The organism is Erythrobacter sp. 3-20A1M (assembly GCF_018636735.1).
Taxonomy (GTDB): Bacteria; Pseudomonadota; Alphaproteobacteria; order Sphingomonadales; family Sphingomonadaceae; genus Alteriqipengyuania.
Genome location: NZ_CP045200.1, coordinates 1,207,745 through 1,231,273 on the forward strand (window position 1 = coordinate 1,207,745; position 23,529 = coordinate 1,231,273).

At 66.9% G+C, this 23,529-nt stretch carries 24 protein-coding genes and 1 pseudogene; 16 read left to right on the forward strand and 9 right to left on the reverse strand.

All coding sequences use genetic code 11. From position 1 onward, the window contains the following. Positions 1–4: 4 nt before the first annotated feature. On the reverse strand, positions 5–460 hold the full coding sequence (locus F7D01_RS05910; protein ID WP_215229277.1) for a DUF3576 domain-containing protein: 456 nt from the start codon (positions 458–460) through the stop codon (positions 5–7). A gap of 327 nt (positions 461–787) precedes the next feature. On the opposite strand from F7D01_RS05910, the gene F7D01_RS05915 reads away from it, so the two are divergent. From F7D01_RS05915 to F7D01_RS05935, 6 genes and pseudogenes are all read left to right on the forward strand, one after another. Beyond that, positions 788–1,528, forward strand: coding sequence for a hypothetical protein (locus F7D01_RS05915; RefSeq protein WP_215229278.1), 741 nt, complete (start codon positions 788–790; stop codon positions 1,526–1,528). A 131-nt stretch (positions 1,529–1,659) separates the two neighbouring features. Continuing rightward, complete coding sequence (phbB, locus tag F7D01_RS05920) at positions 1,660–2,382, forward strand: acetoacetyl-CoA reductase (RefSeq protein ID WP_215229279.1); 723 nt, start codon at positions 1,660–1,662, stop codon at positions 2,380–2,382. A gap of 91 nt (positions 2,383–2,473) precedes the next feature. Beyond that, complete coding sequence (locus tag F7D01_RS05925) at positions 2,474–3,439, forward strand: hypothetical protein (RefSeq protein WP_215229280.1); 966 nt, start codon at positions 2,474–2,476, stop codon at positions 3,437–3,439. A 333-nt stretch (positions 3,440–3,772) separates the two neighbouring features. After that, positions 3,773–4,707: pseudogene (locus tag F7D01_RS05930) on the forward strand (lyase family protein); the annotation flags it as partial. Between the two features lie 252 nt (positions 4,708–4,959). After that, positions 4,960–5,139 (forward strand): hypothetical protein, encoded by a 180-nt coding sequence (locus F7D01_RS15505; RefSeq protein ID WP_371819713.1) that lies wholly within the window; start codon positions 4,960–4,962, stop codon positions 5,137–5,139. Further along, positions 5,139–5,393 carry a ribbon-helix-helix domain-containing protein gene (locus tag F7D01_RS05935; protein WP_215229281.1) on the forward strand — a complete coding sequence of 85 codons (255 nt, stop codon included), beginning with the start codon at positions 5,139–5,141 and terminating at the stop codon, positions 5,391–5,393. The genes F7D01_RS15505 and F7D01_RS05935 overlap by 1 nt, the downstream gene beginning before the upstream one ends. On the opposite strand, the gene F7D01_RS05940 is transcribed toward F7D01_RS05935, so the two are convergent. Further along, positions 5,387–5,626: a hypothetical protein gene (locus F7D01_RS05940; RefSeq protein WP_241555035.1), complete on the reverse strand. Its 240-nt coding sequence runs from the start codon at positions 5,624–5,626 to the stop codon at positions 5,387–5,389. The two genes, F7D01_RS05935 and F7D01_RS05940, sit on opposite strands and share 7 nt — an antisense overlap. 58 nt (positions 5,627–5,684) lie before the next feature. Continuing rightward, positions 5,685–6,968, reverse strand: coding sequence for a UDP-N-acetylglucosamine 1-carboxyvinyltransferase (murA, locus tag F7D01_RS05945; RefSeq protein WP_215229282.1), 1,284 nt, complete (start codon positions 6,966–6,968; stop codon positions 5,685–5,687). 102 nt (positions 6,969–7,070) lie between these two features. Between murA and galU the strand changes: the two genes are divergently transcribed. Then, positions 7,071–7,961 carry a UTP--glucose-1-phosphate uridylyltransferase GalU gene (gene galU, locus F7D01_RS05950; protein ID WP_215229283.1) on the forward strand — a complete coding sequence of 297 codons (891 nt, stop codon included), beginning with the start codon at positions 7,071–7,073 and terminating at the stop codon, positions 7,959–7,961. Here galU and F7D01_RS05955 read toward each other — a convergent pair whose 3' ends face one another. The 5 genes from F7D01_RS05955 to glnE form a co-directional block, all read right to left on the reverse strand. Next, on the reverse strand, positions 7,962–9,479 hold the full coding sequence (locus tag F7D01_RS05955; protein ID WP_215229284.1) for an acyl-CoA synthetase: 1,518 nt from the start codon (positions 9,477–9,479) through the stop codon (positions 7,962–7,964). It abuts the gene before it with no gap. A gap of 111 nt (positions 9,480–9,590) precedes the next feature. Continuing rightward, positions 9,591–10,283 carry a M23 family metallopeptidase gene (locus F7D01_RS05960; RefSeq protein ID WP_215229285.1) on the reverse strand — a complete coding sequence of 231 codons (693 nt, stop codon included), beginning with the start codon at positions 10,281–10,283 and terminating at the stop codon, positions 9,591–9,593. A gap of 155 nt (positions 10,284–10,438) precedes the next feature. Further along, complete coding sequence (locus tag F7D01_RS05965) at positions 10,439–11,242, reverse strand: ferritin-like domain-containing protein (protein ID WP_251567106.1); 804 nt, start codon at positions 11,240–11,242, stop codon at positions 10,439–10,441. Beyond that, entirely contained in the window at positions 11,239–11,712 is a 474-nt protein-coding gene (locus F7D01_RS05970; RefSeq protein WP_215229693.1) for a peroxiredoxin, read from the reverse strand. Before F7D01_RS05970 ends, F7D01_RS05965 begins: the two co-directional genes overlap by 4 nt. After that, a complete protein-coding gene (glnE, locus tag F7D01_RS05975) occupies positions 11,712–14,405 on the reverse strand; it encodes a bifunctional [glutamate--ammonia ligase]-adenylyl-L-tyrosine phosphorylase/[glutamate--ammonia-ligase] adenylyltransferase (RefSeq protein WP_215229286.1) in 2,694 nt (897 codons plus the stop codon). Before glnE ends, F7D01_RS05970 begins: the two co-directional genes overlap by 1 nt. Positions 14,406–14,510: 105 nt before the next feature. Between glnE and F7D01_RS05980 the strand changes: the two genes are divergently transcribed. Genes F7D01_RS05980 through F7D01_RS15375 form a run of 3 tightly spaced genes read left to right on the forward strand, consistent with a single transcriptional unit; the run spans position 14,511 to position 17,370 of the window. Continuing rightward, entirely contained in the window at positions 14,511–16,223 is a 1,713-nt protein-coding gene (locus tag F7D01_RS05980) for a M28 family metallopeptidase (protein WP_215229287.1), read from the forward strand. 10 nt (positions 16,224–16,233) lie between these two features. Beyond that, positions 16,234–17,211, forward strand: coding sequence for an agmatine deiminase family protein (locus tag F7D01_RS05985; protein ID WP_215229288.1), 978 nt, complete (start codon positions 16,234–16,236; stop codon positions 17,209–17,211). A 36-nt stretch (positions 17,212–17,247) separates the two neighbouring features. Further along, positions 17,248–17,370, forward strand: a complete 123-nt coding sequence (locus tag F7D01_RS15375; RefSeq protein WP_255750434.1) for a hypothetical protein — start codon at positions 17,248–17,250, stop codon at positions 17,368–17,370. Positions 17,371–17,394: 24 nt separating this feature from the next. On the opposite strand, the gene thrS is transcribed toward F7D01_RS15375, so the two are convergent. Then, on the reverse strand, positions 17,395–19,392 hold the full coding sequence (gene thrS, locus F7D01_RS05990; protein WP_215229289.1) for a threonine--tRNA ligase: 1,998 nt from the start codon (positions 19,390–19,392) through the stop codon (positions 17,395–17,397). Positions 19,393–19,762: 370 nt separating this feature from the next. On the opposite strand from thrS, the gene F7D01_RS05995 reads away from it, so the two are divergent. From F7D01_RS05995 to F7D01_RS06020, 6 genes are all read left to right on the forward strand, one after another. After that, positions 19,763–19,939 (forward strand): hypothetical protein, encoded by a 177-nt coding sequence (locus F7D01_RS05995; protein WP_215229290.1) that lies wholly within the window; start codon positions 19,763–19,765, stop codon positions 19,937–19,939. Between the two features lies 1 nt (position 19,940). Further along, positions 19,941–20,534, forward strand: coding sequence for a hypothetical protein (locus tag F7D01_RS06000; protein WP_215229291.1), 594 nt, complete (start codon positions 19,941–19,943; stop codon positions 20,532–20,534). Next, positions 20,531–20,722, forward strand: coding sequence for a helix-turn-helix transcriptional regulator (locus F7D01_RS06005; protein ID WP_241555023.1), 192 nt, complete (start codon positions 20,531–20,533; stop codon positions 20,720–20,722). Before F7D01_RS06000 ends, F7D01_RS06005 begins: the two co-directional genes overlap by 4 nt. Positions 20,723–20,726: 4 nt before the next feature. Then, positions 20,727–21,602 (forward strand): alpha/beta fold hydrolase, encoded by an 876-nt coding sequence (locus tag F7D01_RS06010; protein ID WP_215229293.1) that lies wholly within the window; start codon positions 20,727–20,729, stop codon positions 21,600–21,602. A gap of 93 nt (positions 21,603–21,695) precedes the next feature. Further along, a complete protein-coding gene (locus F7D01_RS06015) occupies positions 21,696–22,403 on the forward strand; it encodes an alpha/beta fold hydrolase (protein ID WP_371819714.1) in 708 nt (235 codons plus the stop codon). Then, on the forward strand, positions 22,400–23,386 hold the full coding sequence (locus F7D01_RS06020; protein ID WP_215229295.1) for an LLM class flavin-dependent oxidoreductase: 987 nt from the start codon (positions 22,400–22,402) through the stop codon (positions 23,384–23,386). Before F7D01_RS06015 ends, F7D01_RS06020 begins: the two co-directional genes overlap by 4 nt. Positions 23,387–23,529: the final 143 nt, after the last annotated feature.

Consider the following 23,529-nt stretch of genomic DNA (forward strand, 5'->3'; position numbering starts at 1 on the left):
CGGATCAGCCGGCGATGGCCTCGCGCCGCAGGTCGCGCGCGCGGGTCAGGATGATGTCTTCCAGCTTCTGCACCGTGGCCGCCTGCACCGGGGCATCGACCCAGGCACCGCCCTGCGCCACCTGGCGGCTGGCGGCGACCCGCACCGCATCGGCGCGCAGATCCGAATCGAGGATCGAGACGGTCAGCTTGACCCGCTCGCCCGGATTTTGCGGATTGGCGTACCAGTCGGTCACGATCACACCGCCCGCGCTGTCGGTCTGCAGCAGCGGGGCGAAGCTCACCGTCTCCAGCGCCGCGCGCCAGAGATAGGAATTCACGCCGATGGTGGTCACCTGGCTGGCGGCGAGGTCGCCGCGCGGCAGATCGCGGCCACCGCCGCATGCAGCCAATCCTGCGAGCAGCGCCCCCGTGACGACGAAGCGAATCGGGGTACGGCGGGGGGAGAGGGAAAATGTCATGCTTCGGGCGATGTCCGCTGTCATAAGTGTAACCGGTCGTCCCGCCTCTATAACCGCACCGTATCGCGCGGCAAGGCAAGAGCACGCCTCCCTGCGGCTCCGGCGGCTTTACCGGGCGTGAATATCCTTCGCACGATCCGTCTTGTGGGCGAATCGCCACACCTGGCCGGGGATTCGGCCGCCCCCTGTGGAAAAGCACTGGCAACGCATCGCCCCGCGCCCTACCTTTCGATCAGCAACAGGATCTGCCCGCCCGATGCTCAGGAACCGTTCATCGGGGGAAGCGTCAGGTTGAGCGTAGGCCTACAGGGGATGTTCGTTTTAGCCATGCGTGCCGATCGACTATCGCAGCTACGCAAGCGCGCCTTTCCGGCGCTGGCGATGGGCGCGGCCGCCCTGGCGCTGCCCGGCACCGCGCTCGCCGTGTCCAGCGTGGTGCTGGCCCCGATGGCGGAAAAGACGGGCGGCTCCACCGCCGCCAAGCTCGACCCCTCGCTCGCCTCCAAGGCGACCCAGCGGTTCACCGCCTCGCGCGAAACCATGCGATTCACCCCGGCCGGGGGCGACGACGCGGTGGAGCGCCGGGTTAACGTCGCGGTGCGGCTGGACGACAAGACCGCCCGCGCCATTTCGGTTCGCAATGCGATCGATTCCGCGGCGAAGCCCGGCAAGCGGTCCGTCGAAGTGGCCGCGAGCGAATACGACATGGGGATCGCACGCGGGTATCAGAGCTTCGCCAAGCCGGCGAGCAAGCTGCCGCCGGGCGTTTCCAATATCCAGATGCCCGACCTCTCGCTCTACCGGCCCGATACCGGCCACGCGGACAAGCCGAGCCGGTTCCAGCCGCGCATCTCGCTGGAACAGGAACGCCCCGCCGGGCGCGCGCCGCGCACGATCGAGGGGATGGCCGAACAAAGCGTCGATCTGGGCGGTTCCTATCGCATCGTCGGCAATCTGAACGTGACCGCTGGCGTGCGCCTGTCGCAGGAACGCGATCGCCTGACCCCGCTGACCGACGGGGCCGCCGACAACCAGTCGGTCTATGTCGGAACGCAGCTGCGTTTCTGATCGCGCCGCGCGGCAAGACCCGCGCGATTTCCCGGTTTTAGCCCCTATCGCGCGCTTTGCGTAGCGTTTACCATCCCACCCGGAAGGCACTCCGCCAGCAGACGGGGGCCGCAATCGGGAAAGGATAGTGCATGGGCAAGGTAGCGATCGTCACCGGCGGCACGCGGGGCATCGGCCGCGCGATTTGCGAGAAACTGCAGGCGGACGGCTTCACCGTCGTCGCCAATTACGCCGGCAATGACGAGGCGGCGCGCAAGTTCACCGACGAAACCGGCATCGCGACCTACAAATGGGATGTCGGCGACCACGAGGCGACGCAGGCGGGCTGCGCTAAGGTGGCCGCGGAAGTCGGCCCCGTCGATGTCGTGGTCAACAATGCCGGCATCACGCGCGACGGCACCTTGATGCGGATGGGCTTCGACGACTGGAACGAGGTCATGCGGATCAATCTCGGCGGTTGCTTCAACATGGCCAAGGCGTGCTTCCCCGGCATGAAGGAGCGCGGCTGGGGCCGTATCGTCAATATCGGCTCCATCAACGGGCAGGCGGGCCAGTACGGCCAGGTCAACTACGCCGCCGCGAAATCGGGCATCCACGGCTTCACCAAGGCGCTGGCGCAGGAAGGCGCCCGGTTCAAGATCACCGTCAACGCCATCGCGCCGGGCTATATCGACACCGACATGGTCGCCGCCGTGCCGGACGAGGTGCTGGAGAAGATCGTCGCCAAGATCCCCGTCGGCCGCCTCGGGAAGGCGGAGGAAATCGCGCGCGGCGTCTCCTTCCTGTGTTCCGAGGATGCCGCCTTCGTCACCGGCTCGACCATGAGCATCAATGGCGGGCAGCACATGTATTGATGGTGGGCGCATTGCCGCTTCCCGGGCGGCGGGACGCAAGCTAACTTCCCTCCCGACCCTGCACTGATGGGCATGCATCGAGGGGAACGTGATGCTCGGTTTGCTAGCGGCGTCCGCGGCTCTCGCCACGGCGCATCTACCGGCGGAGGCCGAACGCCGCCTGATCCGCGACGGGCAGGCGGCAGTGCGGCAGCACGGCGAGGAAATCTGGGACGGCTTCTCGCAAGCGCCCCTGCCGGTCCTCCTGGTCGAGGACGACACCGAAACGCTGTTCTGCAGCCCGCCGGTCGAGGGGTTCGCGCCCCTCGGCTTCGATTCCATCACGCGCTGCGCGATGCAGACGCGGCCCCGCACCCTGCCGCTCGATCTTCTGGCGGCCAGCGACCTGGACGGGCGAAGCGTCATCGAGGTCGGCACACCGGAAGCGATCGGGATCGACGATGCGGAATGGAAGGTGTCTTTCCTGCACGAAGCATTCCACCAGTATCAATGGAGTCTGCCCGGCTATGCCGATGCCGTCGCCGCGGTAACCGAGGCGATGGGCGAGACCGGCGCGCAGTGGATGCTGGACTACCCGTTCCCTTACGACGATCCGCGCGTGGCGGAGCGGCTGGCGGGAATGAACGCGGCGGGGGAGCGCTTTCTTACCGCCGCGTCCGACGACGAGGCGGCGCAGGCGTTCGTCGCCTATGTGCAGGCGCGCAAGGCATTCAAGGGGGTGCTCGACCCGAAGCAGGCGCTCTATTTCGAGTTCCAGATCGGGCAGGAGGGGATCGCGCGCTGGTCCGAGATCCAGCTCGCGCGGCTTGCTAGCGGGTCCGATCCCGCCGTCGCCCATATCGCGAGCGAACGGCAGAACGGCTTTGCCGTCAGCCTGCGCTCGATCGACCGGACCGGCATCGCGATGTGGAAACGCAGCGCCCTTTACGTCTATGGCGCGATCGAGGGGGAAATGCTCGATCGTTTCCGGCCCGGCTGGCGCCGCGAATATCTGCGCGCGCCCTTTTCCGTCGGCGATATGCTCGACGAAGCAGCCGCCACCGTCAGGCGCGACTGAACGTTACCGCCATGCTCTTTGGCCGCCGGCTGCGAGCGTTTCCTACTTCACGCCGTCCGCATAGACTGACCGCATGACCGGAGCGTTTCACGTCAAACAATCATGCGCGGCCACGGGCCCTGGGCTAAGGTGACAGTCGAATGCCCGGATTTGGCACGCAAGCGATTGAAACGTCATCGGAACATACCCGCCGCAAAGTTTTGCAAAGTGGCCCGGTCGGCGTTCCATTCCCGCTCCCGGACCTTCCCCCGCCCCCCTCGCGTTGAGCCTTGTGAACCCGCAATCGCACGAGGAGCCCCGACCATGACAGATACCCGCACCGAAACCGATTCGATGGGCGCGATCGAGGTGCCCGCCGGCCGGCTGTGGGGCGCGCAGACGCAGCGGTCGAAGGAGAATTTCCGCATCGGGGCGGATCGCATCCCGCCCCCGCTGATCCACGCACTGGGCATCATCAAGGCGGCGGCGGCGCGTGCCAACGAGTCGCTGGGCGGGCTCGACAGCCGGCGCGCCGATGCCATCGCCGAGGCGGCGCGCGCGGTGGCCGAGGGCGAGCTGGACGACGAATTCCCGCTGGTCGTCTATCAGACCGGGTCGGGCACCCAGACCAACATGAACGCGAACGAGGTGATCGCTAATCGCGCCAGCGAGGCGTTGGGCGGCACGCGCGGGGCGAAGGACCCGGTGCACCCCAACGATCACGTCAATATGAGCCAGTCGTCGAACGATACCTTCCCCACCGCGCTTCACATCGCTGCGGCGCTGGAGGTCACCGGGCAGCTGATCCCCGCGCTCGCCCGGCTGCGCGACGATCTGGCGAGCAAGGCCGAGCAATGGGACGACATCGTGAAGATCGGTCGCACGCATACGCAGGATGCAACCCCGCTGACGCTGGGGCAGAATTCTCCGGCTACGCCGCCCAGGTGGGCGAGGGGATCGAGCGGATCGAACTGGCCTTGCCAGGCATCTACGCGCTGGCGCAGGGCGGCACGGCGGTCGGCACCGGACTCAACGCGCCGAAGGGCTTTGCGGAAAGCGTGGCGGAGCGGATCGCAGAGACGACGGGTCTGCCGTTCCGCACCGCGCCCAACAAGTTCGCGATGCTGGCCGGGCAGGACGCGCTGTTGTTCCTCCACGGCGCGATCGCGGCGGTCGCGGCGAGCCTTTACAAGATCGCCAACGACATCCGTCTGCTCGGCTCCGGGCCGCGCTCGGGCCTGGGCGAACTGTCGCTGCCTGCGAACGAACCGGGCAGTTCGATCATGCCGGGCAAGGTGAATCCGACGCAGGTCGAGGCGTTGACGCAGGTGTGCGCGCAGGTGCACGGCAACCAGGCGACGCTGGGCTTCGCCGATAGCCAGGGGCAGTTCGAACTGAACACCTATCGCCCGCTGATGGCGCATGTCTTCCTGCAGAGCGTGCGCCTGCTCGCCGATGCCAGCGACAGCTTCACGCAGCATTTGCTTGCCGGGCTTGAGCCTCGGCGCGAGAACATCCGGCGGGGGGTCGACAATTCGCTGATGCTGGTGACTGCGCTCGCGCCCGAGATCGGCTACGATGCCGCGGCTAAGATTGCGAAGACCGCTCACGAGCAGGACATCACGCTGCGCGAGGCGGCGATCGCCAGCGGCAAGGTCAGCGACGCGGACTACGATCGCATCGTACGGCCCGAAGCGATGCTGGGGCCGGACCGCGAGTGATGGCGGAGCCTTCGCCCTACCATCCCCCGGTCAAGCGCTCGGTCGAGATCGCCGGGCACAAGACCTCTATCAGCCTGGAGCCCGTGTTCTGGGACATGCTGCGCGACGCAGCGATGCATGAGGAGATGCCGCTCAATGCGCTGGTCGCGCGCATCGATGCGGAACGAATTCGCGCCGACAACCCACCTGGGCTTGCCGGCGCGATCCGGATTTGGCTGGTCGGCGCGCTGCGCGCCAAAACCGATGGTCAGTAATTGGCGGGCGGATCGCTGGCTGGGAAGCTCTCGTCGCTTTCCTCATCCGCCTTGTTCCAGCTGCGGACCGGCTTGTCGCCCATCGCCTCGGGCCCCGCATCACGGTGATTGCCGGTCTGCCCGCTGGCAAAGGCGACGCCGCCGCTTTCCTGATTCTTCTTGTACGCCTTGTAGCCGAGATAGCCGAGGGTACCGATGAGTGCCGTCCTGATCAGGCCCATAAATGCCTCCATTGCAAGTGTTTCCTCTCGAACGAGCGAGAGGCCGCAATGGGTCCGACCCGATCGAAATTCAGTCGTCGCCTATCCGTTCGATCTCCGCACCGACGAGCTGCAGCTTCTCCTCCAGCCGCTCGTACCCCCGGTCGAGGTGATAGATGCGGCGGACCAGCGTCTCGCCCTGCGCGGCGAGGGCGGCGATCACCAGGCTCATAGAGGCGCGCAGGTCGGTCGCCATCACTTCGGCCCCGGTCAACTGATCGACGCCATGGACGATCGCGGTGCGACCGTTGGTCTCGATATGCGCGCCCATGCGGTTCAGTTCGGGCACGTGCATGTAGCGGTTCTCGAAAATGGTCTCGTTCAGCACGCTGGTGCCTTCCGCCCGGCACAGCAGGGCCATCAGCTGCGCCTGCATGTCGGTGGCGAGGCCGGGATAGGGCGCGGTCGACAGCTTGACCGCCTTCAGCCGCCCATCCGCGCGCACGGTAACCCCGCGTTTGTCGGCCTCCACCTCGACGCCGATATTTCGCAAGGCATGGTTGGTCGCGCCCATCTCCTCCCCATCGGCACCTTCCAGCCGCACTTCGCCGCCCGTGATAGCGGCGGCGCAGGCGTAGGAGCCGGCTTCGATCCGGTCGGGCATCACCTTGTAGGTGGCGCCGTTCAATCGATCGACGCCGTGGATCGTGAGGTCGGAGCCGCCCACGCCCTCGATCTCTGCCCCCATCGCGGTCAGGAGGTTGCACAGATCGACGATCTCGGGTTCGCGCGCCGCGTTGGAAAGGCGCGTCGTGCCCTTGGCCAGCACCGCCGCCATCAGCGCGTTTTCGGTCGCGCCCACCGACACCACGGGGAACGTGAAGTCGCCGCCGGGCAGTCCGCCGTCGGGGCAATGCGCACGGACATAGCCCTGGGCCAGCTCGATCTCGGCACCCAGCGCCTCCATCGCCTTCAGATGAAGGTCGATCGGGCGATTGCCGATCGCGCAGCCGCCGGGCAGCGACACGGTAGCCTCGCCCGCGCGCGCCAGCATCGGGCCGAGCACCAGGATCGAGGCGCGCATCTTGCGCACCAGATCGTAGGGCGCGACGGTGCTGGTCAGCCGTGTCGCCTCGAACGTTACCACGCGACCGAAATCCTCCGGCCGCTTGCCGGCGATGTTCACCGAGACGCCGAACTGCGTCATCAGGTGCTGGAAGCCGTCGATATCGGCGAGGCGCGGCAGATTGCGCAGCGTCAGCGGCTCGTCCGTCAGCAGGGCGCAGGGGATCAGGGTCAGGGCGGCGTTCTTCGCCCCGGAAATGGGAATCGTGCCGGAAAGGCGGTGGCCGCCGATGATGCGTAGCTTGTCCATCGCGGCGGTTTACCGACCTGCACGCGCAAAACAAGCGGGACCCCGGTCGCGCGGCAGCGATCGATTGACCGCAGGGCGCGTCTGGCCTTATCGATTGGCGCCATGAACGCGCACAAACCCATCCGCAAGGCGGTGTTTCCCGTCGCCGGGCTCGGCACCCGGTTCCTCCCCGCGACCAAGGCCATTCCGAAGGAAATGCTCGCGATCGTCGATCGACCGCTGATCCAGTACGCGGTGGACGAGGCGCGCGAGGCGGGGATCGAACAGATGATCTTCGTCACCGGGCGCGGCAAGACCGCGATCGTCGAGCATTTCGACATCGCCTACGAACTCGAATCGACCATGAGCGAGCGGGGCAAGGATCTCTCGATCCTCGATTCGACCCGCGCCACGCCGGGCGATATCATCACCGTGCGCCAACAGGTGCCGCTGGGCCTCGGCCACGCGATTTGGTGCGCCCGCGCAATTGTGGGCGAAGAGCCGTTCGCGATCTTCCTGCCCGACGAGCTGATGATCGCGCACAAGCAGGGTCGCGGCGGCTGCATGAAGCAGATGGTCGATGCTTATGAAAAGGTCGGCGGAAACCTGATCAGCGTGCTCGAAGTGCCGGAGGAAACCGTATCGAGCTACGGCGTGATCGCACCGGGGAAGGTCGACGGCGACCTGACCGAGGTCACGGGCCTGGTCGAGAAACCGCCGGTGGCCGAGGCCCCGTCGAACAAGATCATCTCTGGCCGCTACATCCTCCAGCCCGAGGTCATGCGCGTGCTGGAAGATCAGGAGAAGGGTGCGGGCGGCGAGATTCAGCTGACCGACGCGATGGCCAAGATGATCGGCAACCAGCCGTTCCACGCCGTCACCTTCGACGGCGCGCGCTACGATTGCGGCAGCAAGACCGGCTTCGTCGAGGCGACGCTGGCACTGGCGCTGGAGCGCGAGGACATGGGCGCGCAAGTGCGGGCCATCGCGCAGCGACTGCTCGCCGAGGGTTGATCAGGTCGTGGCGGCGCGTGCGGCATACTCGTCGCGCAATTCGCGCTTGTAGAGCTTGCCGTTCGCCTCTCGCGGCAGATCGGGGCGAAATTCGATCCGGCGTGGCAGCTTCATCCGCGCGATCTGCGGTTCGAGGAAGGCGAGCAGTTCCTGAGCCAGGGCGGGTCCCGCATCTTCCATCGAGAGCGGCTGCACCACCGCCAGCACCGTCTCGCCCATATCGGGGTCCGGCACGCCGATCACCGCCGCGTCCGCCACCGCGGGATGGCCGACCAGCAGGTTCTCGACCTCCTGCGGGTAGATGTTGACCCCGCCAGAGATGATCATGTGGCTCGCCCGGTCGGTTAGATAGAGAAATCCATCCGCGTCGAGATGGCCGATATCGCCCAGCGTCATCCAGCCGTGGCGATTGAGGGCGGAGGCGGTCTTGTCCGCATCGTTGTGATAGCTGGGAATGCGGTCGTTCTCGAAATAGACGAGACCGTTCTCGCCCGGCGGCAGGTCAGCATCGTCCGGCCCGCAGATATGGACCCTGCCATAGAGCGCGCAACCGACGCTGCCGGGATGATCGAGCCAGTCGGCGCTGCCGATCATGGTCATGCCGACGCTTTCCGAACCGGCATAATATTCTACCAGGATCGGCCCCCACCAATCGATCATCGCGCGCTTGATCGCTTCCGGGCACGGGGCCGCCGCGTGGATCGCCCGGCGATGGCTGGACAGGTCGTGCGCGGTCCGCTCGGACTCGGGCAGCTTGAGCATGCGCACGAAATGGGTCGGCACCCACTGGCTGTCGGTGACGCGATAGCGCTCGATCGCGGCCAGCGCTTCTGCGGGATCGAAGCTCTCCATCACGACGATCGTACCGCCCAGCCGGTGCACGGTCGCGCACCAGCCGAGCGGAGCGGCATGATAGAGCGGCGCGGGCGAGAGATAGACGATGCTGCCATCGGTCGGCATGCCCACGCCATGGACGGCGAGCGCCACCAGCGGATTGGTCGCCTGCACGTCGTCGTTCGGCGGCGGGGGCGGGACGATGCCCTTGGGCCGCCCGGTCGTGCCCGAACTGTAGAGCATGACCTGCCCCGGGACCGGATCCGCGATCGGCCCGTCGTCGAACGTGGCCAGTTGTGCGTCCACATCATCGCCTTCGAGGCCCAGCACGGGACAGACATTCGCCAGATCGCCCATGCGAGTGGCGTAATGCTGTGAAATGAGCAGCAGCTTCGCATCGGCGTCGCGCAGGATATATTCGACTTCGGGCCGCGCGAGGCGGGTGGAGAGCGGCACTAGCATGATTCCCGAACGCTGCGCGCCCCATAGTATTTCGAGATATTCTCGCCGGTTCTCCATCAGCACCGCGACCCGGTCTTCCGATTCAAGGCCTCTGTGCCGGAACAGGCGCGACCAGCGGTTGGCGCGCCTGTCGAGTTCGCCGAATGTCACGGTCTCGCCGCTCGCGGCCATGATGATCGCCGGGTGGTAGGGCCGCTCGGCCGCGTGCGTGATCGGATGCATCCGTGTCTCCCGCGATCAGCTTTGCGCGGCAACGGATGGCGGGCAAGAAAAAAGGCGGCCGGGTTACCCCGCGCCGCCTTTTTCGAAAGTCCTGGCCTCGGCCGGAAAGCGTCAGTCCTCGTCGCCGCCACCCTGCGCGCCGGGGGTCTCGACCAGCGCGAAAGCGGCCTGGGCGTCCGTTTCGACCATGTAGGGAATGGGATTGACCGCTTGGCCGGCGACGCGGATTTCGTAGTGGAGATGCGGCCCGGTGGAACGACCGGTGCTTCCGACATAGCCGATCAACTGCCCCTTGGTCACATGCTCGCCGGCGGTGACCGCGAAGCCCGACAGGTGGGCGAAGCGCGTTTCGAGCGAGCCGCCGTGATCGATGGCGATATAATTGCCGTAGCTGGAGAAGCGGTCGGCCCGTTCGACGATCCCGTCAGCCGTTGCGTAGACCGGCGTACCGCTGGGGGCCGCGAGATCGATACCCTTGTGCTGCCGCATCCTGCCCAGGACCGGGTGGTTGCGCATACCGAAGGAGCTGGTGAGGCGCGCATCGGCGAGCGGCATGCGCGACGGCACAGAAACCGCCGGCTCGACGACCACCCCGCCATTCGACGCGTCCTGCGACTTCCACGAGGCGAACAGTTCCTGGAACTGCTGGTCGCCATTGCCGAGCGGGGAGCCCGCATCCTTCACGCTTTCGGAGAAATCCACGGCTGCGGCACTGCTGTTGGCGGCTGCCGGTGTGGCGGCCATTGCCGCAGCGGCGATGCACGCACTTGCCACGCTCTTCGCGAGAAGGAGTTTGCTCTGCATGTAAGACCCGTCCCTTTTTCGTCCCGGCATGAACGAGGTTTTTGCCATGCCGTAACCGGCAACCGGTCGATCCAGAGACCAGGCCGCCGAGACCCCAAACTGAAGCGGGAACCCGATCCCGCCTTGCGTGTTAAGGGGGTTAACCGGCGGATCGTTTAAGAGACAATAGCTGCGTAATAGCTACGCGATAGACCGGCTGAAAGGCGCGCCGAGTCGTTGAGCGGTGCTTTCAAACGTCCTGAAAACCGCGTTTTCACATAGTCTTGCCACAGCGTTTCGGGCAGTTCGCCTCGCTCTCGAGCGATTTTTTCGAAGTGCCTCGTTCCGAAAGCGACATGGCGTATCTCGTCGTCGAGGATTCGCTGGAGGATGCGCGCTCCATGTTCGTCGCCTGCCGCGCGCACCCGCGCGAGCGTAGCCGGCGTCACGTCCAGACCCCGCGCTTCCAGAACCATCGGTACGATCGCGAGCCTGGCCGCGACATCGTCGCTAGTCGATCGGGCCGCCTCCCACAGACCGCCATGCGCCGGCAATGCACCGTAATGGCTGCCGAGCGAGACGAGCTTGCGCGCCAGCAGCGCGAAATGCATCGCCTCGTCCGCCGCGACCGAGAGGAAATCCTCAGTGAAACCACGCGGCCGCTCCCCACCGAAGCGCCCGACCATGTCGAGCGCGAGGTCGATCGCCACGAACTCGATATGCGCCAGCGCATGCCATAGCGCGATTCGGCCGTGTGCCGACCCGCCATGCCGCTTGGGCATCCGGGAAGGAGCCAGCAGTTCGGGCGAGGCCGGTCGCGCCGGCTCGTCAGGCATGGCGGCGTCGAACCGCCAATCCAGCCGCCCCAGCCGCCAGTCGCGCGCGACCTTGCGCGCCGCCATCACCTTGGCTTCCGGCTCGCCGGTCGACAGCGCATCGCGTATCGCGTGGCCGAGAGAGGGCAGCGGCCGCTCGGTCACGCCGCGCGTACCGCCTCCAGCACCTCCTGCGCGTGCCCCTTTACCTTCACCTTGGGCCAGACGCGCAGCACCCTGCCGCTCTCGTCGAGCAGGATGGTGGTGCGGACCATCCCCATGAAGGTCTTTCCGTACATCTTCTTCTCGGTCCAGATGCCGAGCGCGTCGGACAGGCCCCGTTCTTCGGCATCGGTGGCAAGATCGACGGTGAGCTCGTGCTTGGCGATGAAATTGCGATGCTTCAGCGGGGAATCCTTGCTGATCCCCATGATCGCCGCCCCGGCGCTGTCGAATTCCGCCTTCATCCCGGTGAAGTCCTTCGCCTCCGTCGTGCAGCCCGGCGTATTGTCCTTGGGATAGAAAAACAGCACCAGCTTGCGGCCAAGATAGTCGGACGGCTTCACGCTGCCGCCATCGGGCGTTTCCATGGCAATATCGGGGATCGTGTCACCCGGTTGCGGCATCGTGTCCATCATCGCTCCTCCTGTTCCAGTTCGCGTCCGAAGGTCTCGCGCCACGCGGCAGCCACCGTCCTGCGCGCATTCGCCAGCCTGTCGAGCAGCGCGGTCGTCGATTCGCAACCGCAGGCCCGTGCCAGCACCGCGCCGCCCGGTCCGGTCGGGATCGTGAGATCGGGCGCGAGCAGCCGCGCGGCCACCAGCAGGCGCGTGAGAAAATCATGTGCCTCGCACAGGTCGCGGGGCACCAATCCTTGCTCTGCCAGCGTTCCGCACGCCGTTCCGAGATGGGGGTCGAAGGCGACGTGATCGCGCAATTGCAGATAATGGATCAGGAACTCCAGATCGACCAGTCCGCCGCGCGCCAGCTTCGCATCCAGCGACCCGCCGGCCGGCTTGTGGCGGGCCATCTCCTCCCGCATTCGCAGCACCCGGTCACGCAATTCCTCCGGCGCACGCTCCTGCCGCAGGGCGCGGTCGATCACCGTCTCCACCGCCGCGCGGGCCGCCGGGGAGCCCGCCACCGCCCGGGCGCGCGTCAGGGCCATGTGCTCCCAGGTCCACGCGTCTTCGCCCTGGTAACGGGCAAAGGCGTCGAGGCTGGCGGCGAGCGGGCCCTGATTGCCCTGCGGTCGCAGTCGCGTGTCGATCTCGTACAGTGCCCCTTGCGCGGTCGGCACGCTCAGCGCGGCGGTTACCCGCTGGGCCAGCCGATTGAAGTAGAGCGTGGCACCCAAGGGGCGCTCGCCATCGCTTTCGGCGCCATGGTCACCGGTGAACAGATACACCAGATCGAGGTCCGAGGCGTGGGTCAGCGCTTTCCCTCCGAACCGGCCGAGGCCCAGCACCACCAGCTCTCCGCCTTCGATCCGGCCATGCGCCTGCGCGAACTCTTCTTCGGCTGCCGAACAGGCCACCACCAGCGCGGCCTCTGCCACTCGGCCGAGCCCCGCCGCGATGGCAAGCGGATCCTGTGTCGCCTCGATCAGCTGCGTACCCAGCGCGAAGCGATAGTCGCCAGTCACGACGCGGATGCGATCGAGTCTCACTTCGTAGGAGGCATCACCCTCCACCGGGCGCATGCGCCCCGCGATGTCGTCCACCGACGGGGGCAGGTCGCTGGCAGTGCGGTCGATCAGGGAGTCGAGCAAGGCGGGGCGGCGACCCAAGGCATCGGCCAGCGGAGGCGCAAGTGACAGGATGCGCGACAGCTGATCGAACAGCCCCGGCCGCGCATCGAGCAGGCGGAACAGGTTTATCGCGCTGGGCAGATTGGCCAGTAACCGCTCCCAGCGCAGCAGCGCCTGATCGGGATCGGACGCTTCGCTCAGCGCCTCGACGAGATGCGGCACGATCGCGCGAAAGGCGTCCTTCGCCCCGGTGCTGCGCAAGGCGCGATACCGGCCGTCCAGCCAGCCCTCGATACGGTCCGCCACCCGGCCCGCTTCGTTGATCCCGGCATCGGTAACCAGCCTGGAGATATTCCCCGCCGTCTGGGCATCGGCTGGGCTGGTCGTCGTCTCCAGCAGTCGGTCGAAACGTTCACCGACGATCGCGCAATGATGGGACAGATCGCGCAGCAACGCCCCGGCGTCCGCCATCCCGTCGAGCCGCGCGACACCGTCCAGAGCGGCCCCGTCTGGCAAGACGTGGGTCTGACGATCGTCGATCATCTGCACGCGGTGTTCCACCGTGCGCAGCCGGTCGTAGGCGTCGCCCAGCAAGCGCGCATCCTCCCCCGCGATCAGGTCGGCCTGCGCCAGCGCATCCAGCCCGGCCCGCGTTCCACGCACGCGCAGAGACGGCTGGCGCCCACCATGCACCAGCTGGTGCGTCTGGACGAAGAATTCGATTTCGCGAATGCCGCCGCGCCCCTTCTTCAGATCGAAGCCGGGTCCGGGCTCGGTCGGGCCTTCGTTCGCCTCGCGGATGCGCGCGGTCAGGCGCGAGATTTCCTCTATCGCTCCGAAATCGAGGCTGCGCCGCCACACGAACGCACGGATAGCGGCGAGGAAGTCCTCGCCCGCAGCGATGTCCCCCGCTGCCGCCCGTGCGCGGATGAACGCCGCGCGCTCCCACGTCAGGGCCAGGCTTTCGTAATGGGTCAACGCCGCGCCCAGCGGGATGGCGAGCGGACTGACTTCCGACGCTGGGCGTAAGCGCAGATCGACGCGAAAGACGTACCCCTCCGCCGTCGCGTCGGAGAGGAGCCGCACCACTTCGCGGGCGTAGCGCTGGGCGGCTTCGCCCGGCTCGTCCCTGTCGCGGCGGGGTAGGCGTTCCGGATCGAACAGCAGGATCGGATCGATGTCGGAGCTGTAATTGAGCTCGCGCGCGCCATGCTTGCCCAACGCCAGCCCGATGAACCCGTCGGTCGAGGCTTCTCCCACGCGCCGCTCGACCGCCGTCGCCATCGCCCGGTCGAGCGCGCGGTCGGCGAAATCGGACAGCTCGCCGGTGACGCGCAGAAGCGGAAACGCTCCGGCGAGATCGCCGATTGCCAGAGCCGTCGCCAGCGCCAGCTTCTCGCGCCGCAACGCGGTCGCGGCCGCAGCGCCATCGCCCACCTGCCGAGCGAAGGCCAGCGCTTCCTCCCCCGCGCCCCGCGCCAGCAATTCGGCCAACTCGGGCTGGCGTTCCAGCGCCCGCCGGAGAAACGGGGCATGCGCCCGCGCGCGTTCGAGTGCCGATTGCCAGTCCGCCGTCATCGTGTCGGCCCTGCACGTTCGAGACCGACCTTGGCAAGCAGTGCGGTACCTTGGCGGCATCATCCGCCTGTGTCACAAGACCCACCGCAACTCAGGGGAGATATCATGGCCCGCTTTTCGATCTGTATCGCTGCCCTCATCGGGGCGGTTGCCGTTTCCGCCTGCTCCACGATGGATAATGGTGGAACAAGGCAGCCCGGCGCGCTGAGTGCAAGCGAAGCCGAGGCGGCGGTCGCGCCTTCAGTTCCCCTGATGAAGGAGGTGACCAAGCGGCTATCTGCCGACGATTTCGAAGGCCGCGCGCCCAGCACCGCGGTCGAGCCCAAGGTCACCGAGTATATCATAGGCGAGTTCAGGAAGGCGGGCTTGCAGCCGGGCAACCAGGGCAAATGGCTGCAGGAAGTGCCGACGGTCGAGATCACCGGAGACGATTTCACACCGCTGACCGTCAAGGGCGCCGGTGAGACGCAAAGCTACGCTTTCGGCGAGCAGTATGTTGCCACCAGCTACCGTGTGGCCCCGAAAACGCAGGTGAAGGACAGTCCGCTGGTCTTCGTGGGCTACGGCATCGTCGCACCCGAACTGGGCTGGAACGACTATGCAGGGATCGACATGCATGGGAAGACGGCGGTGATCCTGGTCAACGACCCGGACTACGCGAACGAGACCGAGGATGGCCTCTTCAAGGGCCGTCGGATGACCTATTATGGGCGCTGGACCTACAAGTTCGAGGAAGCCGCACGGCAGGGGGCCGACGCCGCCCTGATTATCCACGACACCTTCCCGGCGGCCTATGGCTGGAACGTCGTCAATTCGAGCTGGACCGGCGCGCAATATTACGTCCAGAGCCCGAACGACAACGCCGACGCCACGAAGGCGAACGGATGGGTACAGAAGCCGGTGGCGGAAGCGATCCTGAAGGCTTCGGGCCACGATCTCGCCAGCCTGACGAAGGCCGCACAGGCCAGCGGGTTCAAACCCGTGCCGCTGGGCATGACCGCCAGTTTCGGCTTTCGCAACGCGATCCGCCGGTCGACCTCGCACAACGTGGTCGGCATCCTGCCCGGCACCGCGCGGCCTTACGAATACGTGCTGTATTCCGCGCACTGGGATCACCTTGGCCACTGTACGCCCGATGCGACCGGTGACGATATCTGCAACGGTGCGGTGGACAACGCGACCGGCGTGGGGGCGATCACCGCGCTCGCCGACGCCAACCGCCGCCATGGTGGGGCCCAGCGCAGCCAGGTGTTCATCGCGCTCACGCTTGAGGAATCGGGCCTGCTGGGGAGCGAGTACTACGCGCAGAACCCGATCTATCCGCTTAACGCGACTGTCGGCGGGGTGAACATCGATGCCCTGCTGCCCGGTGACCGGGTGCGAGACTATTCCATGACGGGCGGCGACAAGTCCGACCTCAACGACCTGTTCCGCACCGCGCTGCGCGAGCAGGGGTTGCGTGAAGCACCGGAGGACAGCCCGGAGAAGGGGCATTATTACCGCTCCGACCATTTCAGCTACGCCAAGCTGGGCGTGCCGATGTTCGATATCGGGCGCGGGACCGACTGGATGCAGGGCGGGACTGCGGCGGGAGAGGCAGCAGCGAAGGACTACGTCGAGAACCACTATCACGCACCCAGCGACGAATGGTCGGACGACTGGAACTGGGCGGGACTGACGCAGGATCTTGCGCTCTATTACCGCCTTGGCCGGATGCTCGCCGATGGCGATAGCTGGCCGAACTGGCGTGCCAGCGACGAGTTCCGCGGGATCCGCGACGCCGACTGCGCGAGGCCCGGCGCCCCATGCGGCCGGTGACGTTCGCAGCATGACCGCAACGATGCCGCCCGAATGGGCACCGCAGGACTGGCTGTGGATCGGCTTCCCGCACGATGCGGAGGAATGGCCCGGCTATCTAGAGCGCGCGCAGGAGCAGATCGCGGGTTTCGCCAACGCCGTCGCCGAGAGCGGGCAAGCCGTACGCCTGCTGGTGCGCGACGCCGCGAACGAGGCGCGGGCGAAGGCGCTGGTGTCGGCTTCGGTCGATCTGGAACGACGTGAATATGGCGATGTCTGGCTGCGCGATACCGGCCCGTTGGTGCGCGGCGACGGGGTGGCGGTGCGCCCGCGCTTCAACGGGTGGGGCGGCAAGTACCTGATGGAGGGAGACCAGGCGATTGGCGCGCAGCTGGCCGGCGACGAGGGGCTGGCGCTGACCGAACCCGACTGGATCCTCGAAGGCGGGGCGATCGATGGCGACGGGACCGGGCTGGTCGCGACGACCGAGCAATGCCTGCTCAACCCCAATCGCAATCCGGAGCTGACCCGCGCCGATATCGAGGCACGGTTGCGGGACGATCTCGGCTTCGACCGCGTCTTATGGTTGGGCGAGGGATTGCTGAACGACCACACCGACGGCCATGTCGACAATCTCGCGCGGTTCGTCGCGCCGAGCCGGCTGGTGATTCCGCGCGCCACGGGGCCGGACGATCCGAACGTGGACATCTATGCCGATGCCATGCGCCGGGCCGAGAGTTTCGGGGTCGAGGTGGTCGGGATTCCCTCACCCGGGCGGATCACGCGGGGCGATTTCGTCGAGCCCGCGAGCTACGTCAACTTCGCGATCACCACGCATCTGGTGGTGGTGCCGACCTTCGGATCGGTCCACGATGCCGAGGGCGTCGCCGCCATCGCCGCGCTGTTTCCCGATCGGGCGACCGTGGGTCTGCCGGCCGACGCGGTGCTGGCGGGCGGCGGCGGTTTCCATTGCGCCAGCCAGCAGATGCCGGTGCTGGCGCGGGCTTAACCCCTTGTTAGGAGCGGGCTGCGATACTCGCGGACCATGAGCAAGGCCCGCACCCTCACCCGCCGGATCGAAGCGCACACCCGAGAGATCGCGCGCGTCGCGATCGTTGCCGGTTGCGCCCTGGCGCTGGTGCTGGCGGGCAACCCGCTACCCTTCTAAACGCCAGCCCATTCAGCGCGCCGACTACCCCAGATCGGGCGGCGTCGCACCTGCCGTCAACATCGCGATCGCTTCGTCCAGCGGCATCACCCGCTGCTCCTTTTCGCCCAGCGTACGGACGGCGACGGTGCCTTCCTCCGCCTCGCGCTTGCCGACCACCAGCAGATGCGGGACCTTTGCCAGCGAGTGCTCGCGCACCTTGTAGTTGATCTTCTCGTTCCGCAGGTCGGCCTCCACCCGGATGCCCGCAGCCTGCAGCTTCGCTACGGCTTCACCCGCATAGTCGTCCGCATCGGAAACGATCGTCGCGACCACCGCCTGCACCGGCGCGAGCCAGGATGGCAGGCGGCCGGCATAATGTTCGATCAGGATGCCGATGAAGCGTTCGTACGAACCGAAGATCGCGCGGTGGAGCATTACCGGGCGATGCTTGTCGCCGTCCTCCCCGACATAGCTCGCGTCGAGCCGTTCGGGCAGTACGCGGTCCGACTGGATCGTGCCCACCTGCCACGTCCGCCCGATCGCATCGGTCAGGTGCCATTCGAGCTTCGGCGCATAGAACGCGCCTTCGCCCGGCAGCTCTTCCCACCCGAACGCGTCAGTCGCCATTCCGGCGTCCGCGACCGCGTCGCGCAGTTCCTGTTCCGCCTTGTCCCAGTCCGCGTCTGAGCCGAAGCGCTGTTCGGGCCGGGTCGCCAGCTTGATCTCGTAGGTAAAGCCGAAATCCTTGTAGACCGTGTCGGCCAGCTCGCAGAACTTGCGCACTTCCTCGACCACTTGGGCCTCGGTGCAGAAGATATGCGCGTCGTCCTGCGTGAACTGGCGCACGCGCATCAGGCCGTGGAGCGCGCCATGCGGTTCGTTGCGGTGGCAGCAGCCCATCTCGCCCAGCCGGATCGGCAGGTCGCGATAGCTGGTGATGCCCTGTTTGAAGACGAGGACATGCGCCGGGCAGTTCATCGGCTTCAGCGCCATCCATTCGGCCTCGTCGGAAACAAGAGCGCCCTCGTCCGCGGTGTTGGGCACCTCGTCCGGGATGACGAACATGTTCTCGCGATACTTGCCCCAATGGCCGGACTGTTCCCACTGGCGGGCGTCCATCACCTGCGGCGTCTTGATCTCGCGATAGCCGCCGCCGTCCATCTTGCGGCGCATATAGGCTTCCAACTCGCGCCAGATGCGATAGCCCTTCGGGTGCCAGAAGACGCTGCCATGCGCCTCTTCCTGCAGGTGGAATAGGTCCATCTCGCGGCCCAGCTTGCGGTGGTCGCGCTTGGCGGCTTCCTCCAGCCGGTGGAGATGCGCGTCCAGCTGCTTCTTGTTGAGCCAGCCGGTGCCGTAGATTCGCGTGAGCTGCGCGTTCTTCTGGTCGCCGCGCCAATAGGCGCCCGCGACGCGCATCAGCTTGAACGCCGCCGGGTCCAGCTTGCCGGTACTGGGAAGATGCGGGCCGCGACACATGTCGAGCCAGTCGCCACCCGACCAGTACACGGTCAGTTCCTCGTCCTCGGGCAGTTCCTTCGCCCATTCGGCCTTGAACGTCTCGCCTTCGGATTCCCAGCGCTCGATCAGGGCCTCGCGGCTCCACACCTCGCGCTTCAGCGGCTTGTCCGCGCGAATGATCTCGCGCATCTTCTCCTCGATCGCGGGCAGGTCGTCCATGCTGAACGGCTCGCGGTCCTCCGGGGCCTTCACGTCGTAATAGAACCCGTCATCGGTCGCCGGGCCGAAGGTGATCTGCGTACCGGGATAAAGCGCCTGGATCGCCTCGGCCAGGATGTGGGCATAGTCGTGCCTCACCAGTTCCAGCGCCTCCGCCTCGTCGCGAGCGGTGATCAGCGAGAGTTCCGAATCGCAGTCGAACGGGCGGTTGAGGTCGCGCACCTCGCCATCGACGCGCGCGGCGAGCGCCGCCTTGGCGAGGCCGGGGCCGATCGCGGCGGCGACATCCGCCGGGGTCGCGCCCGGCTGCATCTGGCGCACGGAGCCGTCGGGCAGGCTGATCTTGAGCAATTCGGTCATGATATCCGTCGGTCGAGGTAGGTCGCTGAGGGGAAGTAGGTGGCACTGGCCATGGCACAAGCGGGCGCGCGGCGGAACCCACGGCCTTGCGGACCGGATGGAACACCGACCCGGCCCTTTTGCAAAACTCGAAATCGACGAATTCCGTCGGTCTCCCAAGGGGTTGCGGCGGAAGTGGCGGGTATCGCAGTCAACTTTCGCTTTCCTACAAGCCATGCGTGGACGGTGGATCGGATGCGTGGGCGATAGCGCATCCCCGCGCAGTAGGAAAAATCGCCTTAGGGAGCGAGGTTGTCATTATGACAAGCACGCTTGACAAAGTACCGCGCTCATGACAAGTACCCTTTCCATAGAGACAAAGGAGCTTGCCGTGAATAACATTCGACCCGCCCTGCCCTGGGCCTTCGCCATGATCATGATCGCGCTGGGCGAGCATTTCGGCCTGATCGCATCGCAGCCGGCCCGGACCATGTTCGCGATTCTGCCCGCCCTTGCGGTGGTCTCGATCTACGGCGGCACCTGCCGGCGCTCGCGCAAGGCCGCCTGAGATGGCCGCGCTATCCAAACCCGCGCTGTGGGGCGTGTCGCTGTTCGCGTCCTTCGCGATCATTTCCGTGCTCAGGATCACCGGTGCCATCGGACCGACCACCGGCTTCATCCTGATGGCGATCGCGATGATCCAGATCATCCCGCTCGTCCGGGCCAGCATGGCGCGCCAGCGTGCCCGCGGTTACATGAGCCCCGCGATCACGCGCTATACGCGGCGATTCGTGATCGCGAGCCTGGCCTACATGCTCGGCCTGGGGCTGGCCGTGACGATCGCCGACCGCGCCGATCTCAGCCGGGGGGAAAGCTTCCTCATCGCGCTGCTGCCGGTCCTGCCCATTTTCGGCATGATCTGGACCATGGGGCGTTATCTGGTGGAGGAGGACGACGAGTTCCTGCGCCACCGTGCCATCATGGCCAGCCTGATCGGCCTGGGGCTGGTGCTGACGCTCGGCACCTTCTGGGGTTTCCTCGAAAGCTTCGAAGTGGTGCCGCATGTCGATGCATGGTGGGTCTTCCCCGCCTGGGCGATGGGCATGGGGGTGGGCCAGTGCTGGATGGCGCTGTCCGACCGCGGCACCGGGGACGACGCGTGAAGAACCGCCTCAAGGTGCTGCGGGCCGAACGCGACTGGAGCCAGCAGGATCTCGCCGACCGGCTGGAGGTCAGTCGCCAGAGCGTGAACGCCATCGAGAAGGGGCGCTACGACCCGTCCCTCCCCCTTGCCTTCCGCATTGCCGAGCTGTTCGCGATGCCGATCGAATCCATCTTTTCCAAGGACTGAGTCGATGCTGAAATCCCTGTTTGCCGCCGCCCTGTTGCTGACCCCCCTTGCCGCGCACGCAGAGGCGCAGGCGCAGGACGATTGCCCCACCTTCGAGGTCAAGGGAGAGGGTCCGGACGTCCTGCTGGTGCCCGGCCTCGCCTCCTCCGCGCAGGTGTGGGACGGGACCGTCGCGGCGCTGGCGGATCGCTATCGCTTCCACCTCATCAGCGTGCCGGGCTTCGCGGGAACGCCGGTGGCGGAACGCGAGGGTTCCGTGCCCGAGGCGCTGGCGCAGCGGATCGCCGACTACGCCGCCTGTCGCAAGCTCGATCACCCGGTCATCGTCGGGCACAGCATGGGCGGCTTCACCGGCCTGCTGGCGGCGCGCGAGCATCCCGACCGGTTCTCCCGGGTGGTGGTGGTCGATTCGCTGCCGTTCTACCCGCTGGTCTATGCCCCCGATGCCACGGTGGAAGTGGTGAAGCCCCGGGCCGAGGCGATCACCGAGACGCTGCGTAGCATGGACGATGCGACCTTCGCCGCGACCCAGGCGAACGGCGCGCGTTCGCTGACCCAGTCGAAGGAGGGGCAGGAACGCATCGTCGCCTGGTCGCTCGCCACCGACCGCGCGACCATGGCCGACGCCGTCCAGGCGCTGATGACGACCGACCTGCGCCCCGAGCTGGCCGAAATCGCGACCCCGGTCAGCGTGATCTACGCGACCAACGCCTACGCCGCGCCGGAACGGATGAAGGCCCTGTACGAGACCGCCTATGCCGATTTGCCCGACGCGCAATTCACTCCCATCGGCGACAGCTATCACTTCGTGATGTGGGATCGCGAGGATGCCTTTACGGCGGCTCTGGCGAAAGCGCTGGAGGGCAGCGACGGCGAATGACCGGCGGGCCGCCGCGCGCCGATCCGGATGCGCGGCGGCCTTGCAAAGTGGGTCGGCACTCCCGACTCTGTGCAGGTGATCGATTTCCATTCCATGCCCGACGGGCGGCGCATCGCCTTTCGGCACCGTGCCGGCAGCGGCCCGACGATCGTCTTCCTCCCCGGCTACATGTCCGACATGGCCGGGGGGAAGGCGACCGCGCTGTTCGACTGGGCAGGCGGCGCGGGCCGGGCGTGCCTGCTGCTCGACTATTCGGGGTGCGGGGACAGCGATGGCGATTTTGCCGACGGCACGCTGTCGCGCTGGCGCGACGAGGTGATGGCGCTGATCGAGGCACAGGTAGAGGGCGAGGTGGTCCTCGTCGGATCGAGCATGGGTGGCTGGCTGATGCTGCTCGTCGGCCTCGCGCTGGGCGAGCGGCTGGCGGGCATGGTCGGCATCGCCGCCGCGCCCGATTTCACGCAATGGGGCTACGACGAGACGCAGCGCGCGACCCTGGCCGGGGGTGAGCCGGTGTTCGAGGACAACCCGTACGGCCCCGATCCGACCCCGACCTTTCCCGCGTTCTGGCGCGACGGACAAGACAACCGCCTGCTGGACGCGCCGATCGCGATCCGCTGCCCCGTGCGCCTGCTGCACGGACAGGCCGATCGCGACGTGCCGTGGGAAACGAGCCTCCGCCTCGCCGAGCGAATCGAGAGTCCCGATGTCGTCGTGACCCTGGTGAAGGACGGCGACCACCGCCTGTCCCGCGACGCCGACATCGCCCGCCTGATTGGAACCGTGGAGACTCTGCCATGACCGAATTTTCCGTGCTCGACCTCGTCCCCGTCCGCGAAGGCGGATCGCTGGCGGAAGCCTATCGCGCCGCCGCCTCGCTCGCCCGCGTGGCGGAGGAGGCGGGCTACAAACGGTTCTGGGTCGCCGAGCACCACGCGATGGAGGGGATCGGCGGCGCGGCTGCCTCCGTCGTCATCGGCCATGTCGGGCACGCCACCAGCACGATCCGGATCGGCGCGGGCGGCATCATGCTGCCCAACCATACCCCCTTCACCATCGCCGAACAGTTCGGCACGCTCGACGCGCTGTTCCCAGGCCGGATCGACCTGGGGCTGGGCCGCGCGCCGGGGGCGGGGCCGGAACTGCAACGCGCGTTGCGCAAGGATTTGCGCGCCGCGTCGGAATATTTCCCGCAGGACGTGGCCGAGCTGCGCGCGCTGTTCACCGGCGAGCCGGACCTCGGCGTCAAGGCGACGCCGGGTTACGGCGCACAGGTCGAGATGTGGATGTTGGGATCGAGCCTGTTCGGCGCGCAGCTCGCCGCGAAGCTGGGGCTGCCCTACGCCTTCGCCAGCCATTTCGCGCCCGACCATCTCGATGCCGCGCTGGCGGTCTATCGCCGCGACTTCCAGCCTTCCGAGACGCTCGACCGCCCGCACGCCATGGCCGCGATGCAGGTCGTGTGCGCCGACACCGACGAGGAGGCGGAGTATCTCGCGTCGAGCCAGGCGCAGTCCTTCGTGCGGCTGCGCACCGGGTCGCCGGGCAAGCTGGCCCCGCCGGTGCGGGGCTATCGCGACAGCCTGCCCCCGCAGGCGCAGGCCATGCTCACCCATCTGGGCCAGGCGAGCGCGGTCGGATCGCCCGCCACCGTTCGCGAACGGATCGGGTCGTTCATCGAGCGGACCCAGGCCGACGAGATCATCTGCGCCGCCTCCACCTACGACCCGGAAGCGCGCGAGCGGTCGCTGCGGATGACGATGGACGCGCTGAACGCCGGTTGAGACCGACGCATGCCCTTTCCCGGATCGCTTTCGCGCCCCGCCTGTTGAGATCGTGACGCGCGGCGGCATACTTGTCGCCGCATCCAGCGACGCCTAAGGCGCGAAATATTGCTGCCTGCAACGGCAATGAAAATGCGGAGGCC